The following is an 18,997-nucleotide window of genomic DNA, read 5'->3' as shown; positions in this document are numbered from 1 at the left end:
ACTCAATAGTAATTGCTTAAACAATGATATCTGTTATCAATTAAATTTATTTGTGTTGAAATAAGATATATCTATATTTATCAGTACTTAATTACGTTAATAAATTTTAAAAAGTAGTTGTCTAAACAATAAGTTTTATAAATGATATTGACAATTGTTATCAACGGAGATATAATTTCAATTGAGATAATGATAATTGTTATCAATGATTTGATGTGTAAACCCCTAATTTTTGCATTCAAAAATAATTATCATTTTCTCCTTGTAATAGTAAATTTCTGTACAAGAAAGCGTAGGAGAATTATGAGAATAGCTTATTTAGTCATCGCATTAATCATTCTATCTATTTCATCTTTATTTATAGGTGTCACGAATGTAAGTCCATTAGACATCTTTAATTTAAGTGAAGAGCAAGCTCAAATTTTATTTGTTAGTCGTTTTCCTCGCTTAGCAAGTATTATAATTGCCGGAGTTAGTATGGCGATTTGTGGGTTAATTATGCAGCAGCTTACGAGAAACAAATTTGTTTCTCCAACGACAGCAGGTACGCTGGACTCTGCAAGATTAGGAGTATTGGTTTCACTTATGCTTTTTGCTTCAGCAAGCCCATTTGTAAAAATGTTAGTTGCTTTTGCTTTTGCATTAGCAGGTACGCTTATTTTTATGAAGATTCTGGAGAAGGTGAAATATAAGGATGTTATTTTCATCCCTCTTGTTGGTCTCATGTTTGGAAGTATCGTAGGATCGATTACAACATTTTTTGCATATAAAAATGATTTGATCCAAAACATGTCATCTTGGCTACAAGGGAACTTTTCACTAATTATTAAAGGAAGGTACGAACTTTTATACATAAGTATTCCGCTCATGCTCATTGCGTACCTTTATGCCAATAGGTTTACGGTTGCAGGGATGGGTGAGGAATTTTCTATTAATCTAGGGCTTAATTATAAGAGAGTCGTAAACATTGGTTTAATTATTGTTGCTGCTATCACTTCTGTTGTTTTACTAACTGTAGGAATGATCCCGTTTCTTGGGTTGATTATTCCTAATATTGTAAGCATTTATAACGGAGATAATTTGAAGAAGAACCTTCCTCATACAGCTTTACTAGGTGCTGTCTTCGTCTTATTCTGTGACGTACTAGGACGTTTGGTAATTTATCCTTATGAAATACCAATCGGTACAACGGTAGGCGTCATTGGAAGTGGCATATTTCTATACTTACTTATGAGGAGAAAAGCCTATGAGTAACAAAACAAAATTAATCATTCTCTTCATATTAGCATTACTGTTTTCGGGACTATTTATCTTCTATAACCTTGGTAGTAATTTAGCGTATATACTTCCGAGAAGGGGAGCGATTGTCCTTGCGATTATTATTACTGGAGCTGCGATTGCATTTTCAACCGTAGTTTTTCAAACAATAACAAATAATCGTATCTTAACACCAAGTATCATAGGGTTAGATTCACTTTACTTATTAATTCAGACATTTTTAATCTTTGTATTTAGTTCTGCTAGTTTTCTAGTGATGAATAAACATGTTAATTTCCTAATTTCTGCTGTACTAATGGTGATATTTGCTAGTTTGTTCTACAAGCTACTATTTAATAGAGAGGGAAGGAACATTTACTTCTTACTATTAGTAGGGATTGTACTTGGTACGTTATTTTCAAGTATCTCTACTTTCATGCAAGTACTAATTGACCCTAATGAATTCTTTGTTGTGCAAGACCGTATGTTTGCTAGTTTTAATAATATTAATACAGATATTTTGTGGTTAACAATTATTATCTTTGCATTAGTAACAGCTCTTTCATGGAAATATATCAAGTTTCTAGACGTTCTATCGTTAGGAAGAGATGAAGCAGTGAACTTAGGCGTTGACTACGAACATGTCGTGAAACGACTTCTGATTGTAGTCGCTGTATTAGTGTCTATCTCAACTGCCTTAGTTGGTCCTATTACATTCTTAGGACTCCTTGTGGCGAATGTAACCTATGAATTTTTGAAAACATATAAACATAGCTATCTCATTGTTGGTTCTATCTTAGTCAGTATTGTGGCATTGGTAAGTGGTCAATTTCTAGTAGAAAGAGTATTTACATTCTCCACAACAATCAGTGTCATTATCAACTTTATCGGTGGTGTGTATTTCATATACCTATTACTAAGGGGGAATAAATCATGGTAGTTGTTAAAGAAGTTACAAAAAAATACGGAAACAAGAAAGTTGTTGAGGATGTTTCCGTAGAAGTGAAAAAAGGAACAATTACTTCATTTATCGGTCCGAATGGTGCTGGAAAAAGTACACTTCTATCTATGGTTAGCCGATTGATTTCAAAGGACAACGGTCAAATCTATATTGATAATCAGGAATTAAGTGACTGTAAGAGTAGTGACCTTGCGAAAAAATTATCAATTCTGAAACAGTCCAATCACCTGAATGTACGTTTGACGGTTAAGGATTTAGTTTCTTTTGGTAGATTCCCATATTCACAAGGGAATTTGACGCAAGAAGATTGGAAGCATGTGAATCAAGCAATTAAGTATATGGAATTGCAAGATATGGAGGATAAATTTCTCGACCAATTAAGTGGAGGCCAAAGACAAAGAGCCTTCATCTCAATGGTTATTGCACAAGATACTGAATATGTGTTTTTAGATGAGCCACTTAATAACTTGGATATGAAGCATTCTGTCCAGATTATGCAAGTATTAAGGAAACTAGTAGATGAGCTTGGAAAAACAGTTATCATCGTTATACATGATATTAACTTTGCATCCTGTTATTCGGACCATATCGTAGCATTACGAGATGGAAAGATTGTAGCTCAAGGAACAACACCTGAAATCATTAATCCAGCCGTCCTTAAGGACATCTATGATATGGACATTCACATCGAGAACATCAACCAAAATAGAATCTGTGTGTATTTTTAGTACATTAGAAAAAGGTTGGTTTGTACCTTTTTCTTATGTACTAAGCAATGAGCGGAATCGTTGCCATGTTTCAAGTTAACTGATAAGTGTTTTTCTTGTCAGTTAACGCGCAACGAAGGGAGCCATTGCCATCAGTGATAATACTTTCATAAGTAACTAAAAAAGGTTGGTTTGTACCTTTTTCTTATGTACTAAGCAATGAGCGAAGTCGTTGCCATGTATTAAGTTATCTGATAAGTGTTTTTCTTGTCAGGTAACGCGCAACGAAGGGAGCCATTGCCATCAGTGATAATACTTTCATAAGTAACTAAAAAAAGGCCTTTTATCTTTTAGCCGAGAAAAAGAACGAAGGACAGACTTAGCGGATGAAATATACGTAGACTCCTGTGGGATGAAAAGCAACGTTGAGACCCCACAGTGCGCTAGCGAGGGCACTGAAACAAACAGTCCAATCTAGACGATTCAAGAAGCGGTAATGACTCCGAACGTTGCGAACTTGCTATGAGAAAACCACTCATAGCAAGCTTTTGAAAAGAGGCAACAGCTTCCCGCTGAAAGCGAAGTATATTTCAGAAGCGGTGTATTTACACCGTCTATCAATGGAGAATAATGTCTCTTATTTTTTTTACTAAACATTGATAATGATATTCAGTATTATCTGTTTTAGGAATTCATTTTCAATCTTTTGATAGTGTATTAACTTGGTAAATTGTTGGTTTGGAAGGGTTAATGATTGAATAACCTGATCACTTATTCAATCAAATAATCTTACAAAGTAACTTTACAATAAAAAATATATTTATAAGGGGTAGGAATAATGAAGAAAAATTTATTATTAGTCCTAGTAGCAATGCTAGTAACGTTAATGTTAGCTGCTTGCGGTTCAGAAGAAACAGGGGGCACAAGCGAAGAAGCTCCAGAGCCAGTTGAAGAAGAAACAGAAGTAGTTGATGACGTACCAACAGAATTAACAATTACACACCAATTAGGTGAAACAACCGTTTCTATTAATCCAGAAAAAGTGGTTGTATTTGACTTTGGTGTATTAGATTCATTAGATAAATTAGGTGTAGATGTAGTAGGTATACCACAAGCAAACATTCCTCCATATTTATCACAATATGAAGATGCAAAGTATGAAAATGTAGGTAGCTTAAAAGAGCCTGATTTTGAAAAAATTGCTGAAATCTCTCCAGATTTAATTGTTATCTCTGGTAGACAACAAGAATTATATGGTGAATTAACGAAGCTTGGTCCAACAGTTTATATGGCAATTGATAATGCAAATTATATGGAATCTTTTACTCACAATATGGAATTATTAGGTGAAATCTTCAACAAAGAAGCAGAAATTGAAAGTGAATTAGCTCAAATTGAAGCTACTATCGCTAATGTACAAGAGAAAGCAACGTCTGCAGGTAATGCGTTAGTCGTGTTAGCGAACGAAGGAAACATTAGTGCATATGGTCCTGGTTCACGTTTTGGAATTCTTCACGATGTATTTGGTTTAGTAGCAGTTGATGAAAACATTGAAGTATCTACACATGGTATGAACGTTTCTTTTGAATACATTGTTGAACAAAATCCTGATCATTTATTTGTTGTAGATAGAGGTGCTGTTGTTGAAGGTGGAGATGCAGCTGCACAAGACACAATTGAAAATGAATTAGTACAAAATACAAAAGCATTTCAAAATGGAAACATTACGTACTTAGACCCTAACTACTGGTATTTAGCTGGTGGTGGATTAGTTTCAGTTTCTGAAATGGCGAAAGCAATCGAAGGAGCATTAGAATAAGTTTATAAGGAAGGGTTATTGCCAATGATATGGTGATAACTCTTTTTTAGTTTTCTTTAATAGTTTGTAGTTTAATTTGATTGTTAGTGGTTGTTTCTAATAATTTGATGACTATATTTGATTGATTTTGAATGATTATGATTGATTTTTGTAAGGGCTTACGTTATGATTAGCTCATAAGAAAGTTAAAGGATTTTCACAGGAGGTGATTCTTTGCTAACGGAAGAGAGACACCAAATAATATTAGGATTACTGCAGGAAAATAAAGTTGTAAAATTACAAGAATTTGTTGATGCGACGAACTCATCAGAATCGACAATACGAAGAGATTTAAGTCAGCTTGAGCTCCAAAAGAAACTAAAAAGAGTTCATGGTGGTGCATCCCTTTTAAATCAAAAGGGAATTGAGCTAAGTATTGCTGAAAAATCAACAAAGAACTTACAAGAAAAAGAACAAATAGCTAAATATGCTGCTTCTCTCATTCAAGATGGTGATTGCATTTATCTTGATGCAGGTACGACAGCTTTTCATATGATTCCTTATATTGATGCTAATGATATTAAAGTTGTAACAAATGGTATAACGCATTTAGAGGCATTGCTTGGAAAAGGGATTGAAACCTATTTAATTGGTGGCTATCTAAAGCAAAAAACGAAGGCACTAATTGGTAGGGGAGCAATGGAAGGTATTAGCCAGTATCGATTTGATAAGAGCTTTATCGGTGTGAATGGTGTTCATTTAGAATATGGCTATACAACACCAGACCCAGAAGAAGCGTTAATTAAGAAAAAAGCAATTGATTTATCGCAAGAGAGTTATATCCTTGGTGACCATACGAAATTGCATGAGGTTACCTTCTCTAAAATAGCGAGCATTAAAGAATCAACCATTATTACAGATGAAACGGACACAGAAATTTTAGCTGACTTTAAACAACTTACAACGATAAAGGTTGTGACATCATGATTTACACATGTACTTTAAGTCCTTCAATAGATTATCTTGTTGAATTAGATGAACTACAGTTAGGTGCGTTAAATAGGACAAAAGCGACCTCATTTTATCCAGGTGGAAAAGGAATTAATGTTTCACGAGTGCTAAAGAATTTAGGGCAGGAAAGTACTGTATTAGGTTATATAGGTGGTTTCACTGGTGGGTATATACGTGATTTCCTACAAGCGGAGGGAATTCAGGAGCAGTTTATTGCAACTGAACAACAGACAAGAGTAAACATTAAGTTGAAAACAGGTGTAGAAACGGAGATTAACGGTCAAGGACCTTCTATAAATGAAGTACAACAGGATGAGTTACTTGCAAAGGTCAACGAATTAATGGATGGAGATATATTCGTCCTTGCGGGCAGTTTACCTTCATCTATATCGATAGACTTTTATCTATCACTTATCAAACTTTGTAAAGATAAGAACATTCCGTTCATCGTTGATACATCAGGTCAGGCATTAGAAGCAGTGCTACCATATCGTCCGTTCTTAATTAAACCTAACCAACATGAGCTAGGTGATTTGTTTAACGCTGAAATTTCCTCTGTTGAGGAAGCGATAGAGTATGGTGAGAGATTGCTTGATATGGGTCCTGAAAATATCATCGTTTCTTTAGGGGGCGAAGGAGCTCTACTTATTAATAAAGAGATAACTGCATTTGCGAATGTTCCAAAAGGGGAATTGAAAAACTCTGTTGGTGCAGGTGATTCTATGGTTGCTGGCTTTCTCGCTTCGTATATACAAGAGAATGATTTTTTAGCAGCATTTAAGTATAGTATCGCTTCAGGAAGTGGAACAGCATTTTCAGGAGATTTGGCAAAAGTAGATATAGTCGAACAGCTTTTACCAGAAATTAAGGTTGAAACTATTAGAGAAGGGGGACGTTAATTATGAGAATAACAGATTTGTTAAAAGCAGAAACGATTGAACTGAACCTCCAGGCAAATTCAAAAGAAGCTGTTATTGATGAATTAGTTAGAAAGCTAGATTCAGCAGGAAAGCTAGAAGATAGACGAAAATTTAAAGATGCAATTTTAGAAAGAGAAGCACAGAGCACAACGGGAATTGGAGAAGGGATTGCAATTCCTCATGCAAAAACAAGTGCTGTGAAAACTCCTGCGATTGCATTTGGTCGTTCAAAGGCCGGTATTGATTATGAAGCACTAGATGGACAACCTAGTCATTTGTTCTTCATGATTGCAGCAAGTGAAGGAGCAAATAATGCACATTTACAAACATTATCGCGCTTATCTTCATTTTTAATGGATAAAGAATTCCGTAAAAAGCTTGAAAGCGCAAATTCAGTGAATGAAGTTATTGAAGCTATCAATGCGAAGGAAGCAGAAGAAGATACTGAAGAGGAAACACCAACAACTTCAAGCAAGGGGAAAATTTTAGCTGTAACGGCATGTCCTACTGGAATTGCTCATACGTATATGGCAGCTGATGCTTTGAAAGAGAAAGCAAAAGAGATGGGCTTAGAAGTTAAGGTAGAAACAAATGGTTCTAGTGGAGTAGGTAATGCGTTAACAGCAGCAGATATTAAGGATGCCGTCGCAATTATTGTTGCTGCTGATACTCAAGTTGAGATGGATCGTTTTGATGGCAAGCATGTCATTCAAGTGCCTGTTGCTCAGGCGATACGTAAGCCAGCTGAGTTGCTTGAAAAGGCTAGTAACCAAAAGGCTTCAATCTATAGCGCATATGGTTCAAAACAACAAAGTGATGATGGTGAAAGTAAAGGGAAGTCAGGCTTTTATAAGCACATCATGAATGGTGTTTCGAACATGCTTCCATTCGTAGTTGGGGGCGGTATTCTAATCGCACTTTCATTCATTTTTGGTATCAATGCAGTTGATCCTGACCATGAGTCATATCATCCACTTGCTGATGCGTTAATGACCATTGGTGGTGGAAATGCATTTGGTCTTATGATTCCTGTCCTTGCTGGGTTTATAGCTAGTAGTATTGCTGGTCGTCCTGGTTTTGCACCTGGTATGGTTGGTGGTCTGATGGCTGCCAGTGGTGGTGCTGGATTCTTAGGTGGTTTACTTGCAGGTTTCTTAGCAGGTTATGTTGTATTAGGTTTAGTAAAAGCATTCAGTGGTTTACCACGTTCATTAGAAGGTATTAAGCCTGTATTACTTTATCCTGTATTCGGTATTTTAATTACAGGTATGGTGATGTTGTATATTATTATCGATCCAGTTGTAGCACTAAATACTCGTTTAGAGTCATGGTTGGGTGGAATGGGTACAGGAAACCTTGTATTACTTGGACTAATCTTAGGTGGAATGATGGCAGTTGATATGGGTGGTCCAATTAATAAAGCAGCATTCACGTTTGGTATTGCGATGATTGATGCAGGAAACTTTGCACCACATGCAGCAATTATGGCTGGTGGAATGGTTCCTCCATTAGGTATTGCTCTAGCAACAACATTCTTTAAGAAGAAGTTCACAAAGAAAGAACAGGACGCAGGGAAAACAAATTATGTAATGGGACTTTCATTTATTACCGAAGGAGCAATACCATTTGCAGCAGCTGACCCTGGTCGCGTAATTCCTTCAATCATTGTAGGTTCTGCAGTAGCGGGTGCATTAACGATGATGTTCGGTATTGGTTTACCAGCACCTCATGGTGGAGTGTTTGTTATCCCGTTAGTATACGGAAGCGCATTATTATATTTAGTAGCGATAGCTATTGGTGCTCTAGTAACAGCATTAATGCTAGGTCTATGGAAAAAGGATGCGAAAGAATAAATTAAATTGAGGCTGCCTCAGAGAAATGCTTGAGACAGCAACTTATAATAAATTTGGAAGGTGATTATAATGGTAGAAAAAACATTTAGTATTACAGCAGATTCAGGATTACACGCTCGTCCAGCAACAGTTCTTGTCCAATCAATTAGTAATTTCGAAAGTGAAGTGACGATTGAGTACAAAGGTAAGGCTGTCAACTTAAAATCAATTATGGGCGTTATGTCTCTTGGAGTACCAAGTGGTGCAGAAGTAATAATTACAGCTGATGGTGCTGACGAAGTTGAAGCGTTAGCAGCAGTAGAACAATCAATCGTTAGCACGGACTTAGGTGTAAGTAAATAAATCTAGAATTAGTCGAAGGCACAGAGATTGATAATCCCTGTGCCTTTTACATACGTTTTTAACTAATAATATCATTATTCCCTTGGTATTTAACTTTAGATAAAAGCTCATCTGCTTGCTGAATTAATTCCTCTATATATTCCATAATCATAACGTATACCCCTCTTGTCTTAAAAAGAGACATTTAGTCATTACTTTACGTAGTCAAAGCCGATATTTCAACTTTTTACAGTAGAACATCAATCGTGAACAAAATGAACAAAATAAAACTTATCATCAGAATGTTTATTGCTTGTATTTGTTCAGATAAATTTAATAATTAAGATGAACTTTGATCATTGTAAACAAAAGGGGATAACTTATGAAACAATATGAGAAGAAGTTTCATCTATTAAATAAAATACCATCTTATCGTGTAACGTTACTTACAAAAATGATTGTACTTATTTGTTCATTAATTGTATTAATGTTAATCTTCTTAGGAATTTATTCAAATACAAAGTATTCTGAAACTGTTAGTGAACAAATAGGAATTAGAGCCCTTAATGTAGCACAAGCAGTATCTGAAATTCCTGAAGTGATAGAAGCATTTTATACTGAAAATCCAACTGACCAAATTCAGCCAATTGTAGAAGCGATACGATTAAAAACAGGATCTGAATTTATTGTCATTGGTAATAGAGAAGGAGTACGTTATTCTCACCCAGTTGAAGAACGAATTGGAAAGGTTATGGTAGGGGATGACAATGAACGAGCTTTATTTTTGGGTGAGTCCTATATATCGGAGGCAATAGGTTCACTTGGTCCTTCGATACGAGGGAAAGTACCGATTTTCTCAAATGATGGGCAAATTATAGGTGTTGTCTCAGTCGGCTTTTTACTAGATGATGTGGAAATGACGATTGGTACCTACGTGGCAGATATATGGTTTTGGATAATTTTATGCATTATCCTAGGGGTTATTGGAGCTACGTTAATCTCTCTCCATGTGAAGAAATCAATTCTAGGACTTGAGCCAGAAGAGATCGGTCAGCTTTATCAGGAAAGGGAAAAAGTATTTCAGTCGATTCATGAGGCGATTATTGCGGTTGATAAAGAAGGATATGTGACCATGTACAATCACACCGCACAACAAGTATTAAATGTAGATGATGGCCAAGGAATAGGTCAACACATTAAGGATTTATTACCTCATACTCAAATAATGGAAGTATTAAATACAGGTTCAAGTCAATTTAACCAAGAATTATGGGTGAATGAGGAGAGATATATTGTGAACCGAGTACCAATATATTATGAGGAAAGAATAATCGGAGCTGTTTCAACATTTCGAAACCGGACGGAAATTGAAAGACTTGCTAAAGAACTATCTAAGGTTAAGCAATACTCAGAAGCACTTAGGGTTCAAACACATGAGTTTTCTAATAAACTAAATACAATTTCAGGGTTATTGCAACTTAATCAAATATCAGAAGCAATTGAGTTTATAAATAAAGAAAGTAAGAAGCAACAACAGTGGATTCACTTTTTAATTCATAGTGTAACAGATTCGTATGTGAGTGCTGTGTTGCTCGGTAAATTAAACCGTGCTCATGAGCTTGGAATAACGATGACGATTGATTCTACTAGTGAATTATTAACTCCTCTTACAGAGAAGCAAAGGGATGGATTGGTAACAATACTAGGAAATCTACTGGAGAATGCTTATGATGCTGTGCTAGAGATAAAAGGAGAGCATAAGGTTAACATTTTCTTTACTGATATTGGGCATGAAATTATATTTGAAATCGATGATAACGGACGTGGCATATCACCTATTAATGAAGAGAAAGTCTTTGATAAAGGTTATACAACGAAGGAAGGTTCACATCGAGGGATAGGATTATTTTTAGTTCATGAAACGCTTAAAGAACTCGATGGTTCTTTGTCGCTTGAATCAAGTGATTTAGGTGGTGCTTGCTTTATATTAGCTATACCTAAGAAAGGGGTAGAAGGTGACAATAATGAAGAGAAAACCATTTAATGTGTTTATTATCGAGGATGATTTTCGAGTAGCCAATATTAATAAACAATTCGTTGAACAGGTTGAGGGCTTTCAGGTTGTTGGAGTTGTTCATACTGGTAAAGATGCACTTTCTTATCTCGAACGAGCACACAACGAATTACCTAATCTGGTTTTATTAGATGTATACATTCCTGATGTACAAGGATTGGAATTAATGTGGGAGATACGTAAAAAATATAATGATATTGAGATTATTATGATAACTGCTGCAAATGAAGTAGATACAATTGAACGTACATTTCGTGGGGGAATTTTAGATTACATTATTAAACCAGTGGATTTTGAAAGGTTAAAGAAAACTCTCCAAAGGTATGTAGAAAAACAAAAGCTATTCCGAAGTAAGCAAGAAATGACACAGGAAGAGCTCGACACAATGATGGGGGGATTCCCCCAGATTCTTGTTGAAAAAGACCAAATAGGATCAGAGCTTCCGAAGGGGATTGACCGATTGACGCTCGAAAAAATTATTCTTGTACTAAAGGATAATGATAGTGAAGGATTTACAGCAGTGGAGTTAAGTAAAGAAATTGGAGCGAGCCGTTCAACAGCAAGACGTTATTTAGAGTATCTAGTCGCAATTGAGCAAGTAAAGGCTGAATTAATATATGGTGATGTTGGAAGGCCTGAACGTCGCTATCTTATCAAGTAAGCATCAGAAGCATATGAGCTTAAGACAGGACTGATTGGAATGGAGCTTTTTGTAGTCATTATACTTAATGTAATTACACCAGTCTTCCTCCTTATAGGGGCAGGTGCTTATTTACATCGGAAGTTTAACTTTGATCTACGAACGTTATCAAAAATTATTACGTATTATTTATTACCAACAATTTGCTTTGTCAATGTTTATGAAAGTAATATTGATGGTCAGATTTTATTAGAAGTAATAAGTTATCAACTTGTTTTAGTAATTATCATGATGGTCATTTGTTCACTACTAGTCAAAGTATTTAGATTAGATAAAGGCATGTCAGCAATGTTTAAAAATAGTGTTGTGTTACTTAACTCGGCAAACTATGGCTTACCGGTCAGTCAACTTGTATTCCAACAAAATCCTTTAGGTATGACGGTTCAAATCATTGTAACGCTTATCCAAACCTTTGTGACTTTCACATATGGACTAATAAATTCAGTTTCAGTAAATAACCAAGGGCTTAAGGTTATTTCTGAATTTTTAAAGGTACCAATATTATACGCGTTACTACTAGGGGTAGTGTTACAGTCATTGAATGTAAACATCCCTCAGTTCTTATGGCAACCGATTCAGAATGTTTCGGATGCCTTTATTGGGATTGCTCTATTAATTCTAGGTGCCCAGGTTGCATACATTAAAATTAGAAAGATTCATAGAGTAATAGTTTTAAGTTGTATTGGAAGATTACTGGTTGCGCCAGCGATAGCGTTAGGACTAATATTTTTATTTGGAATAGAAGGGATCGTTGCACAGGCGTTGTTTATCGCTAGCTCGTATCCTTCATCTCGTAACAGTGCGCAGTTTGCTTTAGAGTTTAATAACCATCCTGAGTTGGCAGCTCAAACGGTACTCATTTCAACATTGCTAAGTAGTGTAACTGTAGCGATTGTTGTATTTATAGCGCAATTGCTTTTCTAGAACTCTCTTAATATATAAAACCTTCATTTGAGTGGATAATCTCAAATGAAGGTTTTGTTTTTTATAAACTATAATGGATTAGGCGAAGAGGGCAATGGCTTTGCGAATTGCTGTTAAGAAGACACTAACGTATTTTTCTTATAGTACAATAATTCCTAAGACAATTGCTACAAGCATTAAGACTAAACTAAAACCCCATACCCAAAATATAGAATAACGGATATGTTTCCCCATTTCACATCCTGCTAGCCCTAGAGCTAACCAAAGAGCTGGTGAAAATGGACTGACAAATGTTCCTATAATATTACCAATAATCATAGCATAAGCTGCAGAGTACGTATCTACTCCATGACTTGTCACTATCTGCTCTACTACAGGGAGTAAGGCAAAGTAATAGGCATCAGTGTTTAAGATTAACTCGAAAGGTACACCAAGGGCACCGATAATAAGATGTAAGTATGGTATGATAAATACTGGTAGTATTTTTACCATATCGACAGCAATTGAATCTAACATACCTGTGCCACTTAAAATTCCTAAGAAAGAACCTGCTGCTAAAATGATACTAGCCATTAGAAGAGCGTTCGGTGCATGTGCTTTTATACGTTCCATTTGGTCACTTACTTTAGGATAATTTAAAGGTAACGCGATACTTAGGGCAATCATAAAGATAAATCCAGCAGGAATGATACCCCAAACTAGCATTCCGATCATACCTAACGTTAACAATAAGTTAACCCATAATAATTTTGGACGCTCTAATGATTGGTCCTTTTCTTGTTTGTATGAATTGTTTTCGATAGTTTCCTCTGAAGCAGCTACCTCGGAATAGGCATTTTCTGTTTCATTTTTTATAGCTATCCTTCTTTTTTCACGTAATCCTAGAATTACAGCCATACCAACTAAGATAATAAGGGCGATGACTTGTAATGGAATAAGTGGTCTCCATAATTCTGTAGGGTCCATTCCAAGTACCGCAGCTGTCCGTCCAAGTGGGCCAGCCCATGGAAGCATATTTAGAATACTTGCACTTGTACCTACTAATAAAAGTAATAGGTATGGGCTCATTTTTAATCGCTTATATAAGGGTAATAATGCAGGTATTGTTATGAGAAAAGTTGATGCTCCAGAACCATCTAGGTGTGCAATTGCAGCAATGATGACCGTACCAGCTGCAACGGCAACAACATTTCCTTTTGAAATTGCAATCATTTTATTAATAATAGGATCAAAGAGTCCAGCATCTTGCATAATTCCAAAAAAGAGAATAGCAAAGATAAACATTATGACGACATTGATAACTCTATCTATACCTTCACTGAAAAAAACACCAATTTCTGCGATACCAAATCCGGCAATTAATGCCCCAATGATTGGAACTAGTACAAGCCCAATAATTGGAGATATACGTCCTTTCAAAAGTAATATGACAATAGTTAAAATCGTTACAAATCCTATGATACTAAGCATTAATTTCTCCCCTTCCTTATGAAAAAGCTAAAAGAATTTATAAGAAACCGGTAAAATAAAACGCTTTCAAAACCAGTAAGCATATAACTCTTTTTTGAAGTTTTCTGATATGTTTAATAATTTACCATACAAGAAATAGAGGAGATAGATTATGAGAATAAACTAAATAATGCGTAATAAGTTTATTTTGTTCATATTGTTCAAATGGCAGTTCATAGAAAAAGCTAGGCCTTACCTGAAAACTCCGGTAGGACCTAGCTTATTGAAAATGTATTACATAACGACGAGATTAGTAAATGAAGCGCTCTGGCGTTTTTCTTAGCCATTTTGGGCTGTTGCGTTATCTATTTCCTTAGTTTCAGTATGATTACCTAAATCCACAAAGAAAGTACCTCGATGCCTGTATAGAAGGTAGGTTGCCAATACAAAGGATAATGCATCAGCTATCGGAAATGCGAGCCACACGCCTTTTACACCGATGAAATGAGGCAATATCAAGACTAGTGGGATTAAAAATAAAAATTGTCTTGATAATGTTAAGATTAAGGCTAGTTTTGCCTTTCCTAACGCCTGGAATAGCCCACCACTCACAATTTGAATTCCAATTAAAAATACAGCGGCGAACATGACGCGCATAGAATCTGCCCCGGCTTCAATAACTGCCACATCAGTAGTGAATGCTCTCATTAGATAATGTGGGAAAAGCATTACGATAACAAAAACAGCAACTGCTATTATTGAAACAGCCTTGAGACTAAGCATAACTGTCTCTCGTAAGCGAGCTATATTTCCCGCGCCATAATTATAGCCGACTATTGGCATCATTCCTTGCATAATCCCAGCCATAGGCATGAATGAGAGCATAATAATTCTCTGGATAATTCCAAATACCCCTACATAGAAATCTGTTCCAAATCGGATAAGCATAGCATTAATAGCAATCATCATTAGACTTCCCGTAGCTTGTTGAACGAAGGCAGGTAGACCAACAACAGTTACTTCTTTCACAACACTAAACTTAAGTTTTAAGTCAGCTGGGGTGATAGATAAACTACTTTTTCCTGAAAGAAAGTATTGAATTAGCACAATAAACACGGTTGCTTGTGAAATTACAGTAGCAATAGCAGCACCACGAACACCCATATCTAATACGAAAATAAAAATTGGATCTAAAATAATATTTAATACGGCTGGAACTACCATCGTGATCATGGCAAATCGAGCGTTCCCTTCAGACCGAACGATATTATTAATTGAAAAAGCAAATGTGAAAAATAAGGTTCCTAACATAATAGGAAACATATATTCCACTGCATATGGTAGAACTTCAGGAGTCGCACCAAATAATCGTAACACAGGTTCAAGAAAGGTAAATGCACCAATGAATCCAATAATACTTAATAGGAATATCATTGTAACAACATTTCCGAATACTTTATTAGCTTCTTTTTCTTTTTTTGCTCCAAGCATCCGTGAAATAACGGAAGCTCCACCTATTCCCATTGCAGCGGATATCGCCATCATAATCATCATTAACGGAAAGGCGATTGTCACACCTGCTACGGCTGTAATTCCAACTGCATAGGAGATGAAAATTGTATCTGCAACGTTGTAAATAGCCATAACGACCATACCAATAATAGCTGGAATAGATAGGCTTTTTAATAGTTTAGGTATTGGCTCCGTTCCTAGTCGTTCGCTTTGAAATTTCTGACTCAAGGTTGTTCCTCCGTTCTATGACTGTAAATTATGTGCTAATTTTTTTAACCAAATAATTAGGACTTGTTGTTCTTCTGTAGTAAAGCCTTCTGTTAATTTCTTCTCAACATGGCCCATTTCTATCCAAAGTGTTTCTTCAAGTTTTCTCCCTTTTTCTGTAAGAGTAATAGTTTTGCTTCGGCGATCAATCTCATTATCCTGTTTCTCGATTAAGCCCTTTTTTAACATAGAGTCTATGATTCCGTTCATTGTAGAAGCTTTAATATAGAGACTCTTCTGAAGGTCAACTTGAAGTTGAGTTCCATGACAGTTAAGTAAATAAATTACTTTTGCTTGGGCAACAGTTAATCCATGATCACTCAACTTTTCATTATAAAGGTTTTGAATTAAGTGTCCTACAATTCCAATATTGTATCCCACTCTATTATCTATAGCCCGCTCCATTTAGTTAGCCTCCTAAGTAATTACCTTACGTTATTTTACAGAAAATAGTATAATAACGCAACTAGTATTGTCTGAAATTATTAGTCTGCTAATATTTCAAATGCTTAGAAATCAATGAGAAATATCCGAAGCGGGAAAGAGTGGTAGCATTGTATGAGAATGTGGTGTTATGTCAAATCTTAGCCTTGTTTTATTGAGTGGGGCGTCACAGTCATTCAAAAAAATTCATTTGATCTGGAGAAAACCTTTTTACAGCAAAAAATATGAGGAATAGATATGAAGGGTATACAAATAATAGCAGAAACAAATAAAATTGGTGGTCTTATATGACTTTCTCTAGAATTCAAATACTCTTTGTACTTCTTTTGTTTATCGGAATTTCCAATCATGTGTTAATCGTTCCTCACCTACTAGGTGCGGCAAAGCGTGATGCTTGGTTATGTGTGTTAATAAGTTACGGCGTTCTTTTACTCTGGATAGGGGTTTATTCATTTATTTTTTCGCGGAATAAACAGAGACAACCTCTATCTACTTGGATTGAATTTAGAGCAGGTAAGGTAGTGTCAAAGATAATTATTTTTTTATTTATGGCGTATATCATCCTGATTGCCTTTATTGCATTTTTCGATTTTATAGTCTCTGTAAAAATATACTTTCTACCATTAACACCAACGTGGGTAGTTGTAATTCCTTTTCTTTTATTATCTATTTGGGCGGCTTCAACTAGTATAAAGACAATTGTCTATACATCTGCACTGCTATTACCTATTGTTTGGGCACTAGGTCATTTCGTTGCCTTTTCTACAATGGATGGAAAAGATTATTCCTATCTTTTCCCCATATTAGCTGACGACGAAGCATCTATTAGTAAAGGGGTTGTCATCATATTAGGGGGGAGTGTAGACCTTTTACTTCTTTTCTTGCTTCAGCAGTATTTTAAGAAACCGGTCTCATATTTGTATTTATTTCTTCTTGTCACATTTTTGATGGGGCTTGTAATTGGTCCTACGATCGGTTCAATAACAGCGTTTGGTCCATTTGTTGCAGCAGACTTACGATTCCCTGCGTTTGAACAATGGAGGTTAGTATCAATTGGAGAGCATATCTCCCATGTCGATGCTCTAGCAGTTTTTCAACTAATATCAGGAGCGATTATTAGGGTATCTTTATGTTTCTATTTGCTTCCAGATGTAATGAAGGTTCAATCGATTAAGGTAAAAAGAGCCATAATTATACTGTTTGCAACCGTTCTTGCGGTAGGGATGCTTATTCATATAAGTGATATATGGATCCAAACGATACTAATTAACTACTTTTATCCTTCTGTTTTACTGTTTGGAATATGTGTTACTTTGCTTCTAGTCATTATTAGTTATTTGCCAGTAAAGAAAGGAACTCATAGCGCATGAAGAAAAATCAACAACTGGAAAAATCATTACAAAATGGGCTGCTAAATGAAGAGGAAATAAAACAGTATCTTAAACTACATTCTGATATTACATTTGTTTCAACTGATAACTACACTAATATGACGGCTTTTTATTGCGAGGGGATGTCAGATACAGTTCAGCTTAACGAATACTTTCATGTCGTACTAGCCTATATTAGCGGTGATAGCGAAACGGGCACGAATCATTTACCTCCTATAAGTAGAATTTCTACAATGGAAGCTATGACGGAAAAATTATTTTCAGGTTTTTTAATTTTTTATAAAGAAGAGGATTCTTTTTTCTATAGTGTCGATATTGCTGAAATACCTCAAAGAAAGCCAGAGGAATCAAAAACAGAAGTTTCATTAAAAGGCCCGAGAGATGGATTTACAGAGGAAGTCAATGTGAATGTCTCTCTTATCCGGAAAAGATTAAAGACAGTTAAGCTCTACAATGAAACATTTGATGTAGGCTCACTTAGTCAGACGAAGGTTTCTTTGTTATACCTTGGTGATAAAAGTAATAGTGACACAATAGAAGAAGTTCGAAAGCGAATAGAGAAGATAGAAACAGAAAGCCTCATTAGTGCTGGTCAGTTAGAACAATGGATTGCCGACCGTTCTTTTTCTCTCTTTCCTCATTTTGATTACATTACTCGTCCAGACTTTGCGGTTGAATCTTTGTTACGTGGACGCTTCTTAATCATAGTCGATGGCTCTCCTATGATTTTAATTGGTCCGATTAATATTTTGGCTTTGCTTAAGTCCCCGGAAGATGTTCACTTTCCTTTTCATATTGTAGCCCTCCAACGACTATTAAGGATAGTGGGGTTACAAGTTGCGATCTTTTTACCCGGGATTTATATTGCGGTAACAAATGTGAACTTGGACCAACTTCCTTTTTCTTTATTAGCAACGATTGTTATTTCTAGAGAAGGCTTACCATTGTCACTACCTTTAGAAGCGTTTTTTATTTTAATATTATTTGAGCTTCTTAAGGAGGCAGGAATTCGTTTACCGACAGCGATAGGACAAACAATTTCGATTGTTGGTGGGCTAATTATAGGTGATGCAGCTATTCGAGCGGGAATTGCTTCTCCTACTTTACTTGTTACAATTGCTTTATCATTAGTTGCAACATATACATTAGTTAATCAATCTTTGACAGGGACTGTTACTATCTTACGTGCTTACTCTATGCTTATCGCAACATTTTTGGGGGTATATGGATTTTTTATTAGTTTGTTAAGTATTGTTATTTACTTGTCTCAATTAGAATCGTTTAAACTTGCATACCTTGAGCCAATTTCATCAATAAATTATAAAGACTTTCTTAAGGCATTCATGACCAATCCTTTTAATAGGAAGAATTACACATCAACGATGCTTAATAAAAGGAGAAGGTAATC

General features: G+C 35.6%; 16 protein-coding genes. 13 read left to right on the top strand and 3 right to left on the bottom strand.

Annotated features, from left to right (window positions below; all coding sequences use genetic code 11):
- Positions 1-303 precede the first annotated feature (303 nt).
- From CD003_RS14125 to CD003_RS14075, 11 genes are all read left to right on the top strand, one after another.
- Positions 304-1,254, top strand: a complete 951-nt coding sequence (locus CD003_RS14125; RefSeq protein ID WP_096201725.1) for an ABC transporter permease — start codon at positions 304-306, stop codon at positions 1,252-1,254.
- Positions 1,247-2,197: an iron chelate uptake ABC transporter family permease subunit gene (locus CD003_RS14120; protein ID WP_096201724.1), complete on the top strand. Its 951-nt coding sequence runs from the start codon at positions 1,247-1,249 to the stop codon at positions 2,195-2,197. Before CD003_RS14125 ends, CD003_RS14120 begins: the two co-directional genes overlap by 8 nt.
- Positions 2,191-2,946: an iron ABC transporter ATP-binding protein gene (locus CD003_RS14115; protein WP_096201723.1), complete on the top strand. Its 756-nt coding sequence runs from the start codon at positions 2,191-2,193 to the stop codon at positions 2,944-2,946. Before CD003_RS14120 ends, CD003_RS14115 begins: the two co-directional genes overlap by 7 nt.
- An 817-nt stretch (positions 2,947-3,763) precedes the next feature.
- Positions 3,764-4,744, top strand: a complete 981-nt coding sequence (locus CD003_RS14110) for a siderophore ABC transporter substrate-binding protein (RefSeq protein ID WP_096201722.1) — start codon at positions 3,764-3,766, stop codon at positions 4,742-4,744.
- Between the two features lie 213 nt (positions 4,745-4,957).
- The gene (locus CD003_RS14105; protein WP_096201721.1) at positions 4,958-5,710 is read left to right on the top strand and encodes a DeoR/GlpR family DNA-binding transcription regulator; all 753 of its coding nucleotides are present in this window, start codon (positions 4,958-4,960) and stop codon (positions 5,708-5,710) included.
- Positions 5,707-6,633, top strand: a complete 927-nt coding sequence (gene pfkB / locus CD003_RS14100) for a 1-phosphofructokinase (protein ID WP_096201720.1) — start codon at positions 5,707-5,709, stop codon at positions 6,631-6,633. Before CD003_RS14105 ends, pfkB begins: the two co-directional genes overlap by 4 nt.
- Positions 6,634-6,635: 2 nt before the next feature.
- Positions 6,636-8,507 (top strand): PTS fructose transporter subunit IIABC, encoded by a 1,872-nt coding sequence (locus CD003_RS14095; protein ID WP_096201719.1) that lies wholly within the window; start codon positions 6,636-6,638, stop codon positions 8,505-8,507.
- A 69-nt stretch (positions 8,508-8,576) separates the two neighbouring features.
- A complete protein-coding gene (locus CD003_RS14090; protein WP_096201718.1) occupies positions 8,577-8,849 on the top strand; it encodes a phosphocarrier protein HPr in 273 nt (90 codons plus the stop codon).
- 361 nt (positions 8,850-9,210) lie between these two features.
- Positions 9,211-10,872: an ATP-binding protein gene (locus tag CD003_RS14085; protein ID WP_096201717.1), complete on the top strand. Its 1,662-nt coding sequence runs from the start codon at positions 9,211-9,213 to the stop codon at positions 10,870-10,872.
- Complete coding sequence (locus CD003_RS14080; protein ID WP_096201716.1) at positions 10,853-11,563, top strand: response regulator; 711 nt, start codon at positions 10,853-10,855, stop codon at positions 11,561-11,563. Before CD003_RS14085 ends, CD003_RS14080 begins: the two co-directional genes overlap by 20 nt.
- 39 nt (positions 11,564-11,602) lie before the next feature.
- The gene (locus CD003_RS14075) at positions 11,603-12,526 is read left to right on the top strand and encodes an AEC family transporter (RefSeq protein WP_096201715.1); all 924 of its coding nucleotides are present in this window, start codon (positions 11,603-11,605) and stop codon (positions 12,524-12,526) included.
- A 138-nt stretch (positions 12,527-12,664) separates the two neighbouring features.
- On the opposite strand, the gene CD003_RS14070 is transcribed toward CD003_RS14075, so the two are convergent.
- The 3 genes from CD003_RS14070 to CD003_RS14060 form a co-directional block, all read right to left on the bottom strand.
- Positions 12,665-13,996 carry a CitMHS family transporter gene (locus CD003_RS14070; protein ID WP_096201714.1) on the bottom strand — a complete coding sequence of 444 codons (1,332 nt, stop codon included), beginning with the start codon at positions 13,994-13,996 and terminating at the stop codon, positions 12,665-12,667.
- Positions 13,997-14,314: 318 nt separating this feature from the next.
- On the bottom strand, positions 14,315-15,715 hold the full coding sequence (locus CD003_RS14065) for an MATE family efflux transporter (RefSeq protein ID WP_096201713.1): 1,401 nt from the start codon (positions 15,713-15,715) through the stop codon (positions 14,315-14,317).
- A 15-nt stretch (positions 15,716-15,730) separates the two neighbouring features.
- On the bottom strand, positions 15,731-16,159 hold the full coding sequence (locus CD003_RS14060) for a MarR family winged helix-turn-helix transcriptional regulator (RefSeq protein ID WP_096201712.1): 429 nt from the start codon (positions 16,157-16,159) through the stop codon (positions 15,731-15,733).
- Between the two features lie 326 nt (positions 16,160-16,485).
- On the opposite strand from CD003_RS14060, the gene CD003_RS14055 reads away from it, so the two are divergent.
- Both CD003_RS14055 and CD003_RS14050 read left to right on the top strand, forming a co-directional pair.
- Positions 16,486-17,568, top strand: coding sequence for an endospore germination permease (locus CD003_RS14055; protein WP_096201711.1), 1,083 nt, complete (start codon positions 16,486-16,488; stop codon positions 17,566-17,568).
- On the top strand, positions 17,565-18,995 hold the full coding sequence (locus tag CD003_RS14050; protein ID WP_096201710.1) for a spore germination protein: 1,431 nt from the start codon (positions 17,565-17,567) through the stop codon (positions 18,993-18,995). Before CD003_RS14055 ends, CD003_RS14050 begins: the two co-directional genes overlap by 4 nt.
- Positions 18,996-18,997: the final 2 nt, after the last annotated feature.

Source organism: Bacillus sp. FJAT-45350 (genome assembly GCF_002335805.1).
Classification (GTDB): Bacteria; Bacillota; Bacilli; order Bacillales; family NISU01; genus FJAT-45350.
Note: the sequence above shows the minus strand (reverse complement) of the source record. Positions and strands in the feature narration are given on the sequence as shown.